Raw genomic sequence first — 15,822 nt, 5'->3', positions numbered from 1 at the left:
AGCGGATACATTTAACCAGGCAATTCCCGGCAAAACCCGGAAGCCGTGTACAGCACGTCGGTTATCGACGAGGAGGTATCCCTCAAAGCTTTTAGGTAAATCCCAAAAGCGCCATTATGATCACGGTCAATGGTGTGGCCACAATTTGGGCATTTAAATCGTTTAGAACTGCCTAACTTGCTGTGAATGTGGCCACATTTAGTACAAGTCTTGGATGTGTATTCTTCAGTGACGTCTACTACAAAACAGCCTCTTTTGGCTGCCTGATGCTTCAATGTCATCTTGAATCGATAATGTGCCCAAGACATCATTTTTCTAACGGTCTTGCTTCTTATTTTCCTCTTGGTTTTACTCACCATTTGAGATGTCTCAAATTTGGGAAGGTAAATAACTTGATACTCAGAAGTGAGGAAACAGGCAACCTTTTTGTGAGCTTCGTCTATAAGATTGCGAATTTTTACTCTCATTCGCTGAGCGGCCTTCCTGATCTTGAATCTTTTTCTTTTATTTTTAGATCCCTTAGCTAGAGAGGCGCGAGATATTAGATTATCTAAGTGGCAACAAAGGCGGTAAACTCGTCCAATGTCTCCTGAACCTATATCTAAAAACCTCTGGCCGTCAAATCCAGTCAAAAATGTCCTTACTCCAGGATCTAAAGCAATACTTCTATCTGGCAGAGAAGGTTTAGCAGGTTTTTCGTCTATGGCAAAAGTAATAAACCAACGTCCTCGATCAATAACCAGAGTAGGGTCATGAAGGATCTTTTCTGGCATTGATTCGCTACTATGAAAAACCCTACCTTTCGTCTCTTTTGGGTAAAAAGTCCCTTTCCTGAAGTTAACCTTATTGAACCTGATCGATTGAACTGGATCTGAAAACTTCCTAAACTTAGCTTCTCCGTCTACCTTCTTGGCTGCTTTATGAGCTTCAAATGCTTGAAATATTGCCGATTCCCTGGGGCTGTAAGGTGTTTTACTAACCCATTCAGGGACCTCTGACATTATTTTCTTTCTAAGGTCGTATTTCCCTATTTTTGTGGTTTTCAGAGTTGCGATAGCCTGATTGTAACACCATCTCGCGGCATTAATCCAAGTTCTCCATTTTAGCTTTAATTCAGTTTCCGGGTAGACTCGGATCTTCTTTGATAACTGACTTGTATTTCCTGAGTCCATAGAGTCTACAACTGAAGACATGGACGATGGCAAGGATGTCTTCCACCATCTCTCGTTCATCAGATAGATTTGACTGGTCGAGAACCACGATTCTGCAACCGTTCTGTTCACAAATCCATTCGATAAGCTCGAATCCAAATCTTGCCATCCGGTCTTTGTGAGCGACCACAATTTCGCTGACGTCTCTTGACAAAACTCGTCCCAATAAGGCTTTAAGACCTTTTCTGCGGTAGTTGAGTCCTGTACCGATATCTTTGATGACTTCCGCGTTCGGGAACTTCCCTTGAAGGAACGCCGCTTGCCTTTCGAGGTCTTCTTTTTGTCTTCTGGTAGAGACTCTAGCGTAAATAATTGTTGGTTTGTTCTTGACTTCTCCAAGCACTGAATCGACATCATAACGTCGCTGGTTACTTGGGGTTCTAATGGTTTTGATTTTGCCCTCCTGCTCCCAGTACCTGAGTGTTCGTTCAGATACTCCGAGGATTTCGCGGGCTTTCCTGGGTGGGACATACCTCATAGTCTGAGTTGGTGCGATTCTTTATATATACTAACAGAGACTGCCGGGAACTGCCGGAGATTGCCTTAAAAAGATACTTCTATCTTTGGCCGATCGCATTCTTAGTCATAGCTGCGATCGCTTTATCAGTAGCTTTCGGTAAATGATAGTACTTGCCACCGGCTTGTTTGGCCAATTCCTTGGCAAAACCAGTAGAAACAAACTTACTCTCGGTATCAATTACTAATAATTGAACCCCATTAGCTCGAATGCGAGCGGCAATTTCCAACAATTCCCCTTTAATATCTGGCTTTTCGCCTTCTGGTAGAGGTTCTCCCAAGGAACGAGCTAAGGGAATATTGCCCCGACCATCAGTAATTGCCACAATTACCACTTGACCAATATCCCCAGACAATTGAGCATTCATGCCCACATGCACCGCCTGAGTCAATCCATGAGCTAAAGGGGAACCGCCACCACAAGGTAATCGCTCCAAACGCCGCTTTGCTAAAGCAATGGAACGGGTAGGGGGTAACAGCACATCGGCTTGTTCTCCCCGGAAGGGAATCAGGGAAACTTGGTCACGGTTTTCATAAGCTTCCGTCAGAAGCTGCATCACTGCTCCTTTTGCAGATTGCATCCGGTTTAGAGCCATAGACCCTGACGCATCTACTACAAAAACTACCAAGGAGCCAGCTCTTCGGGCTAATCGCTTGGATCGTAAATCCCCTTGTTCGATAATCACCCGACGGTTAGGATGACGTTGCCTACGAGCTTTTTGATAGGGTGCAGCAGCTCTGAGGGTGGCATCTACAGCAATCCGCCTTACTTTCCCCTTCGGTAGTATCGGTTTGACATACCGACCCCGGTCTTCTGAAAAGATAATGCTACGGTTTCCGGACTTACCTTGCCGTTGTGCCATCTGAGCAAAGTAAAGCACACTAGGGTCAAGTATCACCCCTTCTGGGTCAAAGAGAAACTCTTCCGGGATACTCGGAGCTTCCTGTTCTTGCTCCTCTGAGTCATTGTCGTCCTCCTTGTCTTCCTCTTGGTCTTGCTCTTCCTGAGATTGATCTTGTGGGGGTGGGGGAGGAGGAGGTGGTGCTTCTTCTGGTGGTGTTTCTACCATAGTCGCACGGGGGACAATTACCAATTCCACGGCCCGACGCAAATCCTCGGAATTAACTGTCTGACGACCATCTAAGGCTGCTGCAGCTTTAGCCACTCGAACCGCAAACAGTTCTGCCCGATGACCTTGGACACCACCTCGGATGGCTTCATTGACGAGATAGGTAATTTGGTCATGGGTAATCTCAACATCCTTGAGCCACTCTCGCGCTAGAATAATATCCGTCTTAAGGGTATCCAGATCCTCCTGGTATTCCTCCAGAAACTGCTGGGGAGAGTTAGCGTATGCGATCGCTTGTTCTACTGCCTCCACCCGTTGCTCTAAGGCCAACACACCGTCAGCAGAGAGGGTAATGGCAATTCTGTCCAATAAATGTTCCCGTAATGGTCCCTCGTCGGGATTGTAGGTAGCAATTAAAATTGGTTTGCAGGGATGTTGGAAACTAATGCCCTCTCGCTCAATTAGGTTGCGCCCTTCGGTTAAAACACTCAGTAGCTGGTTAGCAATTTGGTCATCAAGGAGGTTAATGTCATCTACATACAACACACCCCGATGGGCTTGGGCTAGTAATCCCGGTTGAAAGACAGGTTCCCCTTGTTTAACAGATTGTTCTACATCCACCGAACCCAGGAGTCGGTCTTCGGTCACTCCTAGAGGAATTTGGACGAAGGGAGCTGGGATGATTTCGGTATCTGGAGAACCGTCAACCTTCAACTGTTCGTGTAACTGTTCCTGTAACTGTTCCTGTAATGCTTCCTCTGGAGTACAGTTACTCAAGGAACCCTTAACCACTTCAATTGGGGGGAGCAGGGTGTGTATTGCCCGTGCCATCACTGATTTAGCTGTGCCACGGCGTCCTGCGATCGCAACGCCTCCTAATCCAGGGTCAATGGCGGCGAGGAGGAGGGCGAGTTTAATGGCTTCTTGACCCACCACGGCGGTGAGGGGAAAGCTAGGGTTGGCAGGTTTTGTGGTCAGTGCGGGCATAGAGCAACTATTGTCAAACTTCCCTGAGTCAAATCATAGTAGTATAATAGTACTCTTTTACGACTCCTTATGGTTTATTTAGCTCCATGGGAAATTCTTGAGGGGGACTTTCCAATACTAAATTGATCTAGGAATCTAGGTCTGACCACAGTTATTGTAAAGACTTGTGATCCTCGGGTAATTCTAAAACCACCCGATAGGCCGTCGAATCGTATGATGATTTGTTCATGGTACCCGCTGTTGCCGCAAAAAGTATCCGGAACGTGCGCCAGATTTGTTCATTTGACTTGTCGATAATATCTGCTTTTTTTTCCATCCAGCGCTCATACATACCCTTAGCCCAAAGATAATAGTTGCGACGGTCGTTATAGATGGCTTGGATCTCAAATGGTGATTCTTTAACAGCATCGATAAATTCCGGCATATACACCATCCGAAAGGTTCCCGGCCAGATATACTTAGTAATAAAACTGTGCGTGCCAAATGACTTTTTGTGTGAGGCAAAGTCGAGATATACTCGTCCGCCAGGTTTAAGATAGTTCAAGAGACGCTCCATTACTCGAGGATAATCTGACAAATCTTCGATTACCCCCATCATGACTATGCCATCATATTTCTGGCTGGGTTGGAAAGAGAAAAAGTCTTGATACTTGACCTCTGCATCAAAGTTATTTTTGTCAATTAAATCTTCTACATACTGTTTTTGGTGGTTGGATAAGGTAATTCCAGTCACACGGATATTTCGGCGTGCGGCAAAACGCACGAAACCGCCCCAGCCAGAGCCAATATCCAGTACCGAATCATTCGGTTTGAGATTAAGAGATTGAAAGGCAAAGTCTAACTTGCGTTCAGCTCCAACCTCTAGGCTATCCTCATCTTTCTCATATATCCCAGGAGTATAAGTATTGTAATCGGTATCCATGGCGAACAATTGGATATTATTGGAGTCATAATGCTTTGATATCCAATCTGGATTGCATTTTTCCCGCCCAAGTAAGATGGGCTTGAGTCGCCGACCTATCTTTAGCAAAATATGCTGATCGGATAACAGCTGCTGGAAGGACATGGCCTTGATTAAGTCCCCTTCGAAATCAATATCACCCTTGATGTAAGCTTCCACTATCAGTAATTGGTCTAAAGACATTAGAGCTTTTCGACCAGCTGGATTTTTGATGTATATATCCAAGATCGGTTTCTCTTCTCCAATAGTGGTGAGTGACCCATCTTCCAAATGAATTACAAAGCTAATTGGTAATTTGCCACCTTTGGATAAGGAGGAGACGAAGTTCCTTACAAACTGGTTTTCAATCATGGGTAACGTCAGATGCTATTGCTTTTCCTGCAATTACCTTACCCCACTAGCTGTCAGCTATCATGCTTAAAATAAATCTCGTTCGCGCAATTGTCAATCTACAATATTCTCAGGCATTGTCCGGCATTTCCAACTGGAAGAATGCCGATTAACCCGCGTCCAGGAGTGATGGTGATGAATCCCAAGGCTATTTTAGGACTGCTTAAGGAAACATTTAAAGAATGGAAGGACGATAACGCATCTAGACTAGCAGCAGCATTATCCTATTACATGATTTTTTCCCTAGCGCCAGTGTTAATAATTGCGATCGCAATTGTGGGGTCTATTTTTGGGGAAGAGGCGGCTAAGGGCGAGATTGTAGAGCAAATCCAAGGATTGGTTGGGGAACAAGGGGCACAGTTTATTCAGACAGCCATTACTAATGCCCATCGGCCTGATGCTAGTGGGGGGTTGGCTTCCTTGATTAGTATTGTGGTGCTGTTGTTCGGTGCATCTGGGGTATTTGGCGAGCTCCAAGATGCCTTGAATACGATTTGGGATGTGAAGCTGAAACCCGGACGGGGCATCTGGGGGATTTTGAAAAAACGGATTCTTTCGTTTATAACAGTGCTGGGTGTGGGAATTTTTCTGCTATTGTCCGCTGTGCTCAGTACTGCCTTATCTGCTTTGGAGTCTTATGAGAGCGAATTCCTCAAGGAACTGGGTTTACTCTGGCTCTACCAACTTAACTTTGTCTGGACAATTCTGGACTTGCTGGTGTCCTTTGGTATCCTTAGCCTGATGTTTGCTCTGGTTTACAAGTACTTGCCAGATGTGAAAATTGCCTGGAAGGATGTCTGGGTTGGAGCAATTATCACTACCTTACTGTTTAACTTGGGTAAATGGCTATTGTCATGGTATCTCGGCAGAAGCAGTTTTTCCTCAAGTTACGGTGCTGCTGGCTCACTGGTGGTTTTATTGGCTTGGGTATACTATTCCTCTCAAATTATCTTTTTGGGAGCTGAATTTACCCAAGTTTACGCTAAAATATTTGGTTCAAAAATCGTTCCCGATGACCATGCTACCCCTCTCCCAGCAGTAGGCCAGTTCCCTAGTGTTGAGGAAAGGGATAACCCAAGATCGTAAGAACAGGGAACAGGGAACAGGGAATAGGGAATAGGGAATAGGGAATAGGGAATAGGGAATAGGTAAAAACTCCTATGTACCTCATTAAACTAAAAACCGCTTTAATTAATTACGATTAATTAATCTTAATTAATCGTAATTAATATCTTAATTAATATTTAACAAATAATATAGGTCAGATTGTGCTAAACTACCTGAAGTTCCATCGGTTCTGGTGAAGAACACTCACCAGAGGTAACGGGGAAAGTCCGGTGCAAGTCCGGCGCTGTCCCGCAGCTGTGATGAGGTCTGTGACCTCTAAGTCAGAATGCCCGCCAATGGTTTCAGTTGTTAAATCCGTCTGCGAGGTACAGATGATGTCTGATGTAGCATTTCCAAAATTAGTGAGTAGGCAACCACAGTTACTAGTAACGTTTGTGATGCTCTTTTTGAAAACTAGTGGTTGAGTAAAAAGTATTTAATAGGTTTGATCTGTAAGTTTGATAGTAAGCTATAAGCTATAAGCTATAAGCTTAAGCGCTACGCGCACGCTACGCGAACAGCTATAAGCTATCAGCTATCAGCTCAGTTTAAATGTGCTACAAGACTACTTTATCTTTTTTCAAGATAGTCTTAGAAAGCCTAGTCTGTCAAGGTAATTAACACTAAACTGTGCCAATTTTTTGATCAGTCATTGACCAGCATTTACCAGATGTCTAAGAACAAATTTTCCGCGAACAATCGGTCTTATACCTCCCGTTATCAAAACCAGAGACTTGGCTTTAATGCTATAGCTCTGTTGGTATGGATCGGGATTTTAAGTACAGCACAACAAGCCCTGGCTCACCATCCCTTTGGTGGCGAGACACCTGATAATTTCATCACAGCATTTTTGTCTGGATTAGGTCATCCCGTGATTGGTTTCGATCATCTCGCCTTTGTGATTGCTGTTGGCTTAATTGCAGCCGGATTTACCAGTGGTTTCCTGATTCCCGGTGCTTTTGTCCTCACCACCCTAGTCGGGACAGGTATTCACTTGCTGGGAATGGACTTGCCAATACCAGAGATTGCGATCGCAACTTCAGTGGTGCTCTTTGGCGGACTACTGTTGAGTGCCAAAATTCCCAATATATCCGTAGTGCTAGGGTTAGCTAGCTTAGCTGGTATTTTTCATGGCTATGCCTATGGTGAAGCAATTGTAGGTGCTGAAATGAGTCCACTATTGGCTTACCTGATTGGCTTCAGTGTGATTCAGTATGGTATTGCCATCCTAGCCCTAGGGCTGAGTCAGAGGTTGATCAAACAATGGAAAGATCAACCCTTCCCACTGATGCGAATTTTAGGCTTTGGTATCTGCTCAGTAGGAGTCGTTTTCCTATCCTCTGCAATTTTTGGATAAGAAGAATTAAGAATGTATAATTGAGAATTAAGAATGTAGAATTAAGAATGTAGAATTAAGAATGTAGAATTAAGAATTGAGAATTGAGAATTGAGAATTGAGAATTGAGAATTGAGAATTGAGAATTGAGAATTAAGAATTCTGCCTTCTGTCTTCTGCTTTCAGCATTCACCATTCTTAATTTTGCCTTCTGCCTTCTGGCTTAACCATTCTCCATTCTCCATTCTCCATTCTTCATTCTTCATTCTTCATTCTTCATTCTTCATTATTCATTCTCCATTCTTCATTCTTCATTCCCCATTACCCATTCTTCATTATTCATTCTTCATTCTTCATTCTAAATTATTTAAAATGGCTGCAAAAATTCCTGTTACAGTTGTTACTGGATTCCTGGGTAGTGGCAAAACTACTCTCGTGCGTCACCTGCTCCAAAATAATCAGGGCAGGCGCATTGCTGTAATTGTTAATGAATTTGGTGAAGTAGGGATTGATGGGGAATTATTGCGTTCCTGTCAGATTTGTGATGAAGACGATGACGCCAATAATAATATTTTAGAACTAGCGAATGGTTGTCTGTGTTGCACGGTTCAGGAAGAATTCTTACCGACAATCCAAGAATTGCTGAAGCGTCGTGACAAGATTGATAATATCCTGATTGAAACCTCGGGATTAGCGTTGCCTAAACCTCTAGTTCAAGCCTTTCGTTGGCCAGAAATTCGCACGGGCGCTACGGTGGATGGGGTGGTGACTGTCGTAGACTGCGATGCCTTAGCCGCTGGTACTTTAGTCAGCGATATCAATGCTTTAGAAGCCCAACGTCAGGCTGACCCAACCTTGGAACATGAAACTCCCATCGAGGAATTGTTTGAAGACCAGCTAGCTTGTGCTGATATGGTGCTGTTGACTAAAGTGGATTTAGTGGATAGTCCTACTCAAACCAAAGTAAACAATTGGTTGCAACAGCAGTTACCAAGTAGTGTGAAAGTCGTTCCTTGTCAGGAGGGAGACATTAGTCCTGATTTACTGCTAGGATTTAATGCCGGAGTGGAAGATAATTTAGAATCACGTCCTAGCCATCATGACCATGAAGAAGACCATGACCATGATGATGATATTAATTCAGTTAATTTGATTTTAGATCAGGCATTTGATCCACAGGTAATCAAGACAAAATTACGACAATTGGTGCAACAGCAAGAGATTTATCGTATTAAGGGATTTGTGAATGTTGCTAATAAACCCATGCGGATGGTGATCCAAGGAGTAGGCGATCGCATTGAGAGTTTCTTTGACCGTGCTTGGCAAGCTGATGAAAAGCGTCAGACTCGCTTGGTGTTGATTGGGCAAGGCTTGGAGCAGTTAGGAATTCAGGAGGTATTTGGGTAATAAAGGGAACAGGGAATCGGGAATCGGGAATCGGGAATCGGGAATCGGGAATCGGGAATCGGGAATAACCAATTTAGTAGAGTGGGCATCTTGCCCGCTCGGGAATGAAACAGGCAAGATGCCTGTTCCACCAAGATGCCGGAACATGAAACAGGCAAGATGCCTGTTCCACTAAGATGGCCATTCCACCAAGATGGCGGAAGATGAAACAGGCAAGATGCCTGTTCCACCAAGATGCCTGTTCTACCAAGATGCCGGAAGATGAAACAGGCAAGATGCCTGTTCTACCAATATGCTGGAAGATGAAACAGGCAAGATGCCTGTTCCACCAATATGCCGGAACATGAAACAGGCAAGATGCCTGTTCCACCAATATGCCCATTCCACCGATCAGATTACGGTGCAGTTTCCATGTGAGGTATGTACAATAATGATCTACAAATCAGCCTCAGTGAAACGATGTTAAGTCGGGAAATTACCTATTCTCAAGCAAAAGCTAACCTAGCTAGCATCCTAGATCAAGTTTACGATGAACGCGAAATTATCGTAATCAAGCGTGATAACCAGAAAAATGTCGCGTTAATTGCTGAAGATGAATTGTCTGGTATCTTAGAAACTATTTACCTGTTGCGATCGCCAGAAAATGCCAAGCGCCTGTTTAGGGCTTTGGAATGGGCAGAGTCAGAAGAAGCTACTCGTGACGTACTCCCGACGTTGCCCTGACGGGACAACGCGGGCTTCTTGCCAACACCAGGTACCCCTATCGGGCTTTGCCCGACGCTACGCGAACGGTTACTCGGCAAGCTTTACTCCTGACGGGACGCCCCACCGCCAAATTCAATATGTTTTTAGCCGCATTCACATCGCGATCTTTCGTGTATCCACAATGAGGACAAGAATGGATGCGGTCTTTTAATTTTTTAGGTACTTTCGTGCCACAATTAGAACAGTTCTGACTGGTATTTCGAGGATTTACTGCAACTGTAAGCAAACCAGCATTTATGGCCGTAGGCCACGCTACGCGAACGGCTTTGTTTGATAGTATTGACAGAAATTGTCCCCATCCAGCGTCCAATACAGATTTAGCCATTTTAGTTCTGGCCAAACCTTTAATATTTAACTTCTCGTGAGCGATTAGATCATATTCGTCTAGCAAACTTTTGGCTGTTTTAAAATGAAAATCTTTTCGAGTGTCAGCCACTTTTTTATGAGCTTTTCCTAGCTTAATAACAGCTTTCTTACTGTTGTTACTACCTTTCTTAGAACGGCTAACAGCTTTTTGAATTTTCTTTAACCGTTTTTGAGCTTTTCGATAGTATTGGGGTATTGGTACCTCTGAACCATCAGACTTTGTCAGAAAAGACTTAAGACCCATATCTATTCCGACGGGATTTTCGATGCTGTCTACTGAGATAATATCCGGAACCGTACCATCTTGGATTGACAGCGTGACGTAATAGCCGTCAGCTTTTCGGGTTATAGTAGCTGTTTTTATTTTGAATCCTTCTGGAATAGGTCTGTGATAAATCATTTTGACTTTCCCAAATTTTGGAAGAGTCAAAATGTTGCCATTTATTGGATTATTTGAAAGTGACGGAAAAGTAAATGACTTGTATCTATTTTTACTTTTGAATCGAGGTCTTCCGCTCTTTTTACCATTGCTATCTCCCTTAAGAAACCGCTTGAAAGCCAAATCTACTTTTTTAACGCAATCCTGTAATACGTGAGCATGAATATCACTATACCAAGGTCTGTCTTTCTTTAACTGAGGTAGAGTTCTTTTTTGGGAAAAGTAGTCAGGATTGTTTCTTAGATCTGGTAAATGACAAACAAGGGAACAAGAATTAATAGAACAGCGATTTTGCTCAAACCAATTAAACCTATCTGCCAACAAATAGTTGTACTGATGACGCAACATATCCAGCCATTTCTCTATTTTTGTAATTTGCGACTTTGTCAGTCTTAACCGGTATTGATATGCAGATATCATTTTTGTCCTCTTGCTTATCGACCTATTATTAGTCTAACATATGGGTAGCCATATGACAACCCATAACAGTAAAAACATGAAAGATAAAAAGTTGATAGTCAGAGTAACTGACTTTGAAAAACGACAATTAAAACAGGAAGCCGACAAGAGAGGGATGACCCCATCTGAATTGATTAGGAGTTTTATAGCTCGTCTCCCTGTCCCCCAGGATTATTAGTTGGTGATTCCATTTCATTCCATCACCGGGCTATCCTTCCCGACGCTGACCCTATCGGGTACAGCGCGGGGCTGCCGCCATAAAGCTCAACCTTTGGAAGAACTGAAAGAGGAATTGGGTATTAAGTTGTAACAAGGGTAAGAAAGACGGCATTACTTTGTCACAGAGTTGACATTCAGTCAATCTCTTACTAATCTAGCTACTATACAGCCAATACTCCCATTTTTAGTGCATTGATGGTGCTCATGGCTGAAAAGGGATAGACGAATCGCTTTACCGTGAGCGGCTAAGGACAAGTTAGTTATGAGTGGCGATCGCAATATTCAAGCAGGTAGATATAACCGTGAAACCCACAACAACGACCAAAGTACTTACATCGAGGGCGATTACTATAACAATAACCCAGAGCAAAAACAAAACCTCGCGAAAGCTGCGGCACAGATTCAAGAATTACTAGAGACCTTAGACAAAACTTACCCTACTGATACTACCACTGGAAAGATGAAGGTGGCAGCAGCAGCAGTTGAGCAGATTGACACTAACCCTGCTTTGAGTAATAGAGTACTCAGTGCCTTGAAAGCTGGGGGTGTAAGTGCTTTTGAGCAACTGCTGAACCATCCGGCTGCTAGTTTTGTTATCGGTGCGCTGGAAGATTGGCAGCAAACTCAGCAGTCTTAACACCAAACTACACCTCGATCACCCTAGCTTGATTGACAGTTGTGACTGAAGAACGAAAGCGGCCAGAGCGTGAAATTAATACAGAACATCACCGCGAGGCTAATGTGAATCACCAAGGTTTTTATGTTGAGGGTGATTACATTTATAATTCGGAGCAGCAAAGACATGTGCCAGCTCCCCTTTGGAGAGAATTACAACGCAAGCTAATTGGCTGGCTCGACCGTGATCAGTATGCTGCTAGTTGCATTCGCAAACAGTTACTGGTAGAAGTCAAGCGGGAGGTAACAACTCGACTCCAGGATTCTCTGCACCAAGACAAGTTAGAGATGAATCTGTATCTGGAATTACCAATGGAGGAGAGCAAGGGGGCGGTAGAACGTGACCAGCGACAGAAAGTAATTCCCCTACCGCCTCAAACCTCAGCAATGGAGGTATTTGAACGGCCAGATGTGAAAGGTCGGTTACTCATTTTAGGGGAACCGGGGTCTGGAAAAACGACCACTTTACTAAGACTAGCCGAGGATTTAGTTAAGCAAGCACAACAGAATAATGCTGCACCGATCCCCATCATCTTCGAGCTTTCTGCCTGGAAACATGATCAGCAACCCCTTGATCAATGGTTAGTGGCTCAACTCAAAAACAATTACAGCATTGACGAAAAAATCAGCCAACAATGGCTGGAAAACCATCAACTACTGCCCCTTCTGGATGGTTTAGACGAGTTAGGCATACCCCGTCAACGGCTGTGCGTCACCAAAATTAATCAGTTTTTCAAGCAAGACATCCAACGCCGTGGGGTGGTTTGCTGTCGCCTGGAAGAATATCAGCAGGGAAGAGTCAAACTACGTAAACTTAATGGGGCTTATTGCTTGCAGTCCCCCAATGATGTCCAAATCCAAGAGTATCTCCAGCGCCTGGGTAAACGGGAGTTCTGGCAAGTGCTATCCAGTGATGCCCAGATGAGAGAACTGGCAGATAAACCCCTGTTTTTAAACGTGATGGTGACAGCATACCAGGGGCAGCCGATTACCAATAAAGCACAACTGTGGTCAGCCTATGTGGAGGAGCGCTTAAAGTTACCCCTTGATCAGCAAAAATATCCCAAGGGAGTTCCTTATGGGGATGAGGATACTAGACATTGGTTGACTTATCTAGCTCGGCAATTAGTAGCCGATTCAACCACTGAATTTTTAATTGAAAATATGCAGTCATATTGGTTAAAAAAAGGTTGTCAAAGAAGTGTTTTTAGATTAATTTCTGGACTGATTGTTGGTCTGCTTTATGGTTTGATATTTGGTCTGCTTTATGATTTGATATTTGGTCTGCTTTATGGGCTGATATTTGGGCTAATTTTAGGGCTAAAATTTACGGATTTTAAAAACTACGAAAGACAAGCTGAAGCTTTTGCTGGAAGTTGGGATGGTCTGATTTTTAACATAATTTTTGGGCTGACTTCTTGTCTAATTTTTGGGCTGACTTCTTGTCTGATTTTTGGGCTGACTTTTTTGCTGATTTTTGGGCTGACTTTTTTGCTGATTTTATTTTTGGTATGGATGATTTTTGGGCGTTTTTTTTGCTTAAAAACAGAAATTGCTAAGGAAAACCCTAATCAAGGGATCAAAGAATCGTTTAAAAAAATGTTTATTATTCCCCTGTTTGCTTTTCCGGCTGGGGCATTAATTGATCCCCTTGTCTCCATCGTTACAGGAGCTAACCTTGATTTGACTCGCGCTTTAAGCATCGGTTTACTTGTAGGATTGGTTTCGGCAATAGCAAGTGGGGGTCAAGACTGGATACCGCACTTGACCCTGAGGCTAATTTTGTGGCAAAGGGGAGCAATTCCTTGGAACTATGCCAGGTTCCTCAGTTATGCAGCAGAACGGCGGTTGATTCAGCAAGTGGGAGGGCGTTACCGTTTTCTTCATGATGCCCTGCGTCAGCATTTTGTGGGCAATAAACCTGTTCCTCCCCCCCTGATTGAAGGTTCTAAAAACCCTGGGCTAGGCTATATTCTGTTGGGATTTTCTCTGTTTGTTTTTCTAATTCTTAGTAGCAGCATCTATAGGGTTGACAGTGGGCTAAAATCAACGGTAGTACCAGTAGTCAAGAGCGGTGATGTGGTTCTCACGGATATAGTCACCCGTCATTGGCGCAAATTCCACCACGGAGATGTGATTGACTTTTGGGTTAGCAAGAATTTGGCACAGCAAGGCTTTAATGGTAAGAAGTACATTATGCGGATTGTGGCCTTACCTGGAGACAAGTTTGCCATTAAGCAAGGAGAGGTTTATGTCAATGGTCAACTGCTGCAAACTGACTACATTCAAGCAATCCCCATCCAAGATGACGACAAAGTAGAGAGAGAAATCCCTTCTTGTTGCTATTTAGTGTTTGGTGAAAATCCAGATGATCAGGATAAGTTGTTGATGGGCGTGGTGCGTAGGGAGCAAATTTATGGTAGAGTCTTATTCCGTCTCTTTCCTCTTAGGCGATTTGGCCGGGTGGATTAATATATAGTAATTATCATAGTTATGATGTAAAAAGTTCTGGATTTTAGGGAGCAGGGAGCAGGGAGCAGGGAGCAGCTAAAAGATAAGAAGTAAGAGGTAAGAGGGAAAACATCCTGTGTATCTAATAGCTATAAAAAACGCTATATTTGTTGCTATAAAATTTGTTGTACTTTGACCCGGTGGTGCGTTACGGGGCGGGCTGTTTCAACTGGCTACGAGGCTAAAAATAAGAGCCCCCCCTAACGCACCCTACGCAACGATTCCCGATTCCCGATTCCCGATTCCCGATTCCCTACTTTCTCCTTGTTTGCGGATCCAAAGCATCCCTCAATCCATCCCCAATATAATTAATACTAAGCACTGTTAAAAAAATCGCTAATCCCGGAAAAATTGCCATATGAGGGGCGATTTCAATATAATTTTGGGCATCAAATAGCATCCGTCCCCAGGTCGGAACATCAGGGGGAAACCCTAATCCTAAAAAACTCAAGGTAGACTCAGTAATAATTGCATTTCCCACCGCCAAGGTAGCCGCAACAATTACCGGACTAAGCACATTAGGAAGAATATGAGCCCAAATCAATCGACGAGGTTTAGCACCAATCGATCGAGCTGCCGTCACAAAATCCATCTCCCGCACTGTCAAGAAACTAGCTCGTACTAATCGCGCCACCGACATCCAATTCAAGCAACCAATTACTAGCACTATTAAAATAAAAATACCCAACTCTGGCCCAGCCACCTGCCGCATGACATCGCGGAATAAATAAATCACTAACAGTAACAACGGTAGCTGAGGTAATGCTAAAAATAAATCCGTCAGACGCATCAGGAAGGTATCAATTACTCCTCCATAGAAACCGGATACCGCTCCAATTAACGTTCCCAAAGAAATCGCCACTACCATAGCCGCAATCCCCACCGTTAACGAGATGCGTCCCCCCCACAATACCCGAGCCAGTTGATCCTGACCTAAATCATTAGTACCAAAAGGATGTGCCCAACTCGGTGGCGCACTGGATAGACTAAAGTCAATTTTGTCAATAGGTGTTTTATCAATGAATGGCCCTAAAACAATGGTAATCACCATAATTAGAAGTACAATAGACCCGATTACAGCCATTCGGTCTTGGCGAAACCGACGCCATCCATCTCCACCAAAAAACTTCCACAGAACACTCATTTCGATACATCAGTTGTCAATTGGATAAGGTAAAAATTATTGGGCTTTAGGGAGCAGGGAGCAGGGAGCAGGGAGCAGGGAAGAGGCAAGAGGCAATAGGCAAGAGGCAATAGGCAATAGGCAATAGGCAATAGGCAAGAGGCATGCTGGCAATAGGGAAAAAATTATTTGTACCTCATAGCTATGATAAACGCTATCATGAATTGTGATATAGCGTTTCTAGGATTTATGAGGTACCGTTATCAACCTCAAAGTCCCC

Annotated in this window: 15 protein-coding genes and 1 riboswitch; of the genes, 8 read left to right on the top strand and 7 right to left on the bottom strand. The window is 43.7% G+C overall.

Annotated features, from left to right (window positions below; all coding sequences use genetic code 11):
* Window positions 1-11 precede the first annotated feature (11 nt).
* The 4 genes from F6J94_RS16750 to F6J94_RS16735 form a co-directional block, all read right to left on the bottom strand.
* Window positions 12-1,193, bottom strand: coding sequence for an RNA-guided endonuclease TnpB family protein (locus tag F6J94_RS16750; protein ID WP_075902891.1), 1,182 nt, complete (start codon window positions 1,191-1,193; stop codon window positions 12-14).
* Window positions 1,114-1,689 carry an IS607 family transposase gene (locus F6J94_RS16745; RefSeq protein ID WP_293042316.1) on the bottom strand — a complete coding sequence of 192 codons (576 nt, stop codon included), beginning with the start codon at window positions 1,687-1,689 and terminating at the stop codon, window positions 1,114-1,116. Before F6J94_RS16745 ends, F6J94_RS16750 begins: the two co-directional genes overlap by 80 nt.
* Window positions 1,690-1,768: 79 nt before the next feature.
* Complete coding sequence (gene bchD, locus F6J94_RS16740; RefSeq protein ID WP_293042313.1) at window positions 1,769-3,784, bottom strand: magnesium chelatase ATPase subunit D; 2,016 nt, start codon at window positions 3,782-3,784, stop codon at window positions 1,769-1,771.
* Window positions 3,785-3,935: 151 nt separating this feature from the next.
* The gene (locus F6J94_RS16735; RefSeq protein ID WP_293042310.1) at window positions 3,936-5,096 is read right to left on the bottom strand and encodes a class I SAM-dependent methyltransferase; all 1,161 of its coding nucleotides are present in this window, start codon (window positions 5,094-5,096) and stop codon (window positions 3,936-3,938) included.
* A gap of 141 nt (window positions 5,097-5,237) precedes the next feature.
* On the opposite strand from F6J94_RS16735, the gene F6J94_RS16730 reads away from it, so the two are divergent.
* The 3 genes from F6J94_RS16730 (at window position 5,238) to cobW (ending at window position 8,985) form a co-directional block, all read left to right on the top strand.
* Window positions 5,238-6,221 carry a YihY/virulence factor BrkB family protein gene (locus tag F6J94_RS16730; RefSeq protein ID WP_293042307.1) on the top strand — a complete coding sequence of 328 codons (984 nt, stop codon included), beginning with the start codon at window positions 5,238-5,240 and terminating at the stop codon, window positions 6,219-6,221.
* Window positions 6,222-6,410: 189 nt separating this feature from the next.
* Window positions 6,411-6,555: riboswitch (cobalamin riboswitch) on the top strand.
* A 357-nt stretch (window positions 6,556-6,912) separates the two neighbouring features.
* Window positions 6,913-7,599: a HupE/UreJ family protein gene (locus tag F6J94_RS16725; RefSeq protein ID WP_293042304.1), complete on the top strand. Its 687-nt coding sequence runs from the start codon at window positions 6,913-6,915 to the stop codon at window positions 7,597-7,599.
* Between the two features lie 351 nt (window positions 7,600-7,950).
* Window positions 7,951-8,985, top strand: coding sequence for a cobalamin biosynthesis protein CobW (gene cobW / locus F6J94_RS16720; protein WP_293042301.1), 1,035 nt, complete (start codon window positions 7,951-7,953; stop codon window positions 8,983-8,985).
* Window positions 8,986-9,058: 73 nt separating this feature from the next.
* On the opposite strand, the gene F6J94_RS16715 is transcribed toward cobW, so the two are convergent.
* Entirely contained in the window at window positions 9,059-9,367 is a 309-nt protein-coding gene (locus tag F6J94_RS16715; RefSeq protein ID WP_293042298.1) for a hypothetical protein, read from the bottom strand.
* Window positions 9,368-9,444: 77 nt separating this feature from the next.
* On the opposite strand from F6J94_RS16715, the gene F6J94_RS16710 reads away from it, so the two are divergent.
* A complete protein-coding gene (locus F6J94_RS16710; protein ID WP_364302003.1) occupies window positions 9,445-9,708 on the top strand; it encodes a type II toxin-antitoxin system Phd/YefM family antitoxin in 264 nt (87 codons plus the stop codon).
* A 37-nt stretch (window positions 9,709-9,745) separates the two neighbouring features.
* Here F6J94_RS16710 and F6J94_RS16705 read toward each other — a convergent pair whose 3' ends face one another.
* Window positions 9,746-10,975: a transposase gene (locus F6J94_RS16705; protein ID WP_293042292.1), complete on the bottom strand. Its 1,230-nt coding sequence runs from the start codon at window positions 10,973-10,975 to the stop codon at window positions 9,746-9,748.
* Window positions 10,976-11,051: 76 nt separating this feature from the next.
* On the opposite strand from F6J94_RS16705, the gene F6J94_RS16700 reads away from it, so the two are divergent.
* From F6J94_RS16700 to lepB, 4 genes are all read left to right on the top strand, one after another.
* On the top strand, window positions 11,052-11,192 hold the full coding sequence (locus F6J94_RS16700; RefSeq protein ID WP_293042289.1) for a CopG family transcriptional regulator: 141 nt from the start codon (window positions 11,052-11,054) through the stop codon (window positions 11,190-11,192).
* 3 nt (window positions 11,193-11,195) lie between these two features.
* Complete coding sequence (locus F6J94_RS16695; RefSeq protein ID WP_293042286.1) at window positions 11,196-11,324, top strand: hypothetical protein; 129 nt, start codon at window positions 11,196-11,198, stop codon at window positions 11,322-11,324.
* A 171-nt stretch (window positions 11,325-11,495) separates the two neighbouring features.
* Window positions 11,496-11,870 (top strand): hypothetical protein, encoded by a 375-nt coding sequence (locus F6J94_RS16690; RefSeq protein ID WP_293042282.1) that lies wholly within the window; start codon window positions 11,496-11,498, stop codon window positions 11,868-11,870.
* A 41-nt stretch (window positions 11,871-11,911) separates the two neighbouring features.
* The gene (gene lepB, locus F6J94_RS16685; protein WP_293042319.1) at window positions 11,912-14,380 is read left to right on the top strand and encodes a signal peptidase I; all 2,469 of its coding nucleotides are present in this window, start codon (window positions 11,912-11,914) and stop codon (window positions 14,378-14,380) included.
* A 292-nt stretch (window positions 14,381-14,672) separates the two neighbouring features.
* Here the strand turns inward: lepB and F6J94_RS16680 are convergent, their stop codons facing one another.
* Window positions 14,673-15,563, bottom strand: a complete 891-nt coding sequence (locus F6J94_RS16680) for an ABC transporter permease (RefSeq protein ID WP_293042279.1) — start codon at window positions 15,561-15,563, stop codon at window positions 14,673-14,675.
* Window positions 15,564-15,822 lie beyond the last annotated feature (259 nt).

Origin of the sequence: Moorena sp. SIO1F2, from assembly GCF_010672755.1 — a bacterium.
In the GTDB taxonomy this organism is placed as follows: Bacteria; Cyanobacteriota; Cyanobacteriia; order Cyanobacteriales; family Coleofasciculaceae; genus Moorena.
Note: the sequence above shows the minus strand (reverse complement) of the source record. Positions and strands in the feature narration are given on the sequence as shown.

Bases quoted from the DNA above. Each gene is read 5' to 3' on its own strand.
- F6J94_RS16750 (WP_075902891.1), bottom strand. From the start codon at position 1,193: ATGTCTTCAGTTGTAGACTCTATGGACTCAGGAAATACAAGTCAGTTA.
- F6J94_RS16745 (WP_293042316.1), bottom strand. From the start codon at position 1,689: ATGAGGTATGTCCCACCCAGGAAAGCCCGCGAAATCCTCGGAGTATCT.
- bchD (WP_293042313.1), bottom strand. From the start codon at position 3,784: ATGCCCGCACTGACCACAAAACCTGCCAACCCTAGCTTTCCCCTCACC.
- F6J94_RS16735 (WP_293042310.1), bottom strand. From the start codon at position 5,096: ATGATTGAAAACCAGTTTGTAAGGAACTTCGTCTCCTCCTTATCCAAA.
- F6J94_RS16730 (WP_293042307.1), top strand. From the start codon at position 5,238: ATGCCGATTAACCCGCGTCCAGGAGTGATGGTGATGAATCCCAAGGCT.
- F6J94_RS16725 (WP_293042304.1), top strand. From the start codon at position 6,913: ATGTCTAAGAACAAATTTTCCGCGAACAATCGGTCTTATACCTCCCGT.
- cobW (WP_293042301.1), top strand. From the start codon at position 7,951: ATGGCTGCAAAAATTCCTGTTACAGTTGTTACTGGATTCCTGGGTAGT.
- F6J94_RS16715 (WP_293042298.1), bottom strand. From the start codon at position 9,367: ATGGGCATATTGGTGGAACAGGCATCTTGCCTGTTTCATGTTCCGGCA.
- F6J94_RS16710 (WP_364302003.1), top strand. From the start codon at position 9,445: ATGTTAAGTCGGGAAATTACCTATTCTCAAGCAAAAGCTAACCTAGCT.
- F6J94_RS16705 (WP_293042292.1), bottom strand. From the start codon at position 10,975: ATGATATCTGCATATCAATACCGGTTAAGACTGACAAAGTCGCAAATT.
- F6J94_RS16700 (WP_293042289.1), top strand. From the start codon at position 11,052: ATGAAAGATAAAAAGTTGATAGTCAGAGTAACTGACTTTGAAAAACGA.
- F6J94_RS16690 (WP_293042282.1), top strand. From the start codon at position 11,496: ATGAGTGGCGATCGCAATATTCAAGCAGGTAGATATAACCGTGAAACC.
- F6J94_RS16680 (WP_293042279.1), bottom strand. From the start codon at position 15,563: ATGAGTGTTCTGTGGAAGTTTTTTGGTGGAGATGGATGGCGTCGGTTT.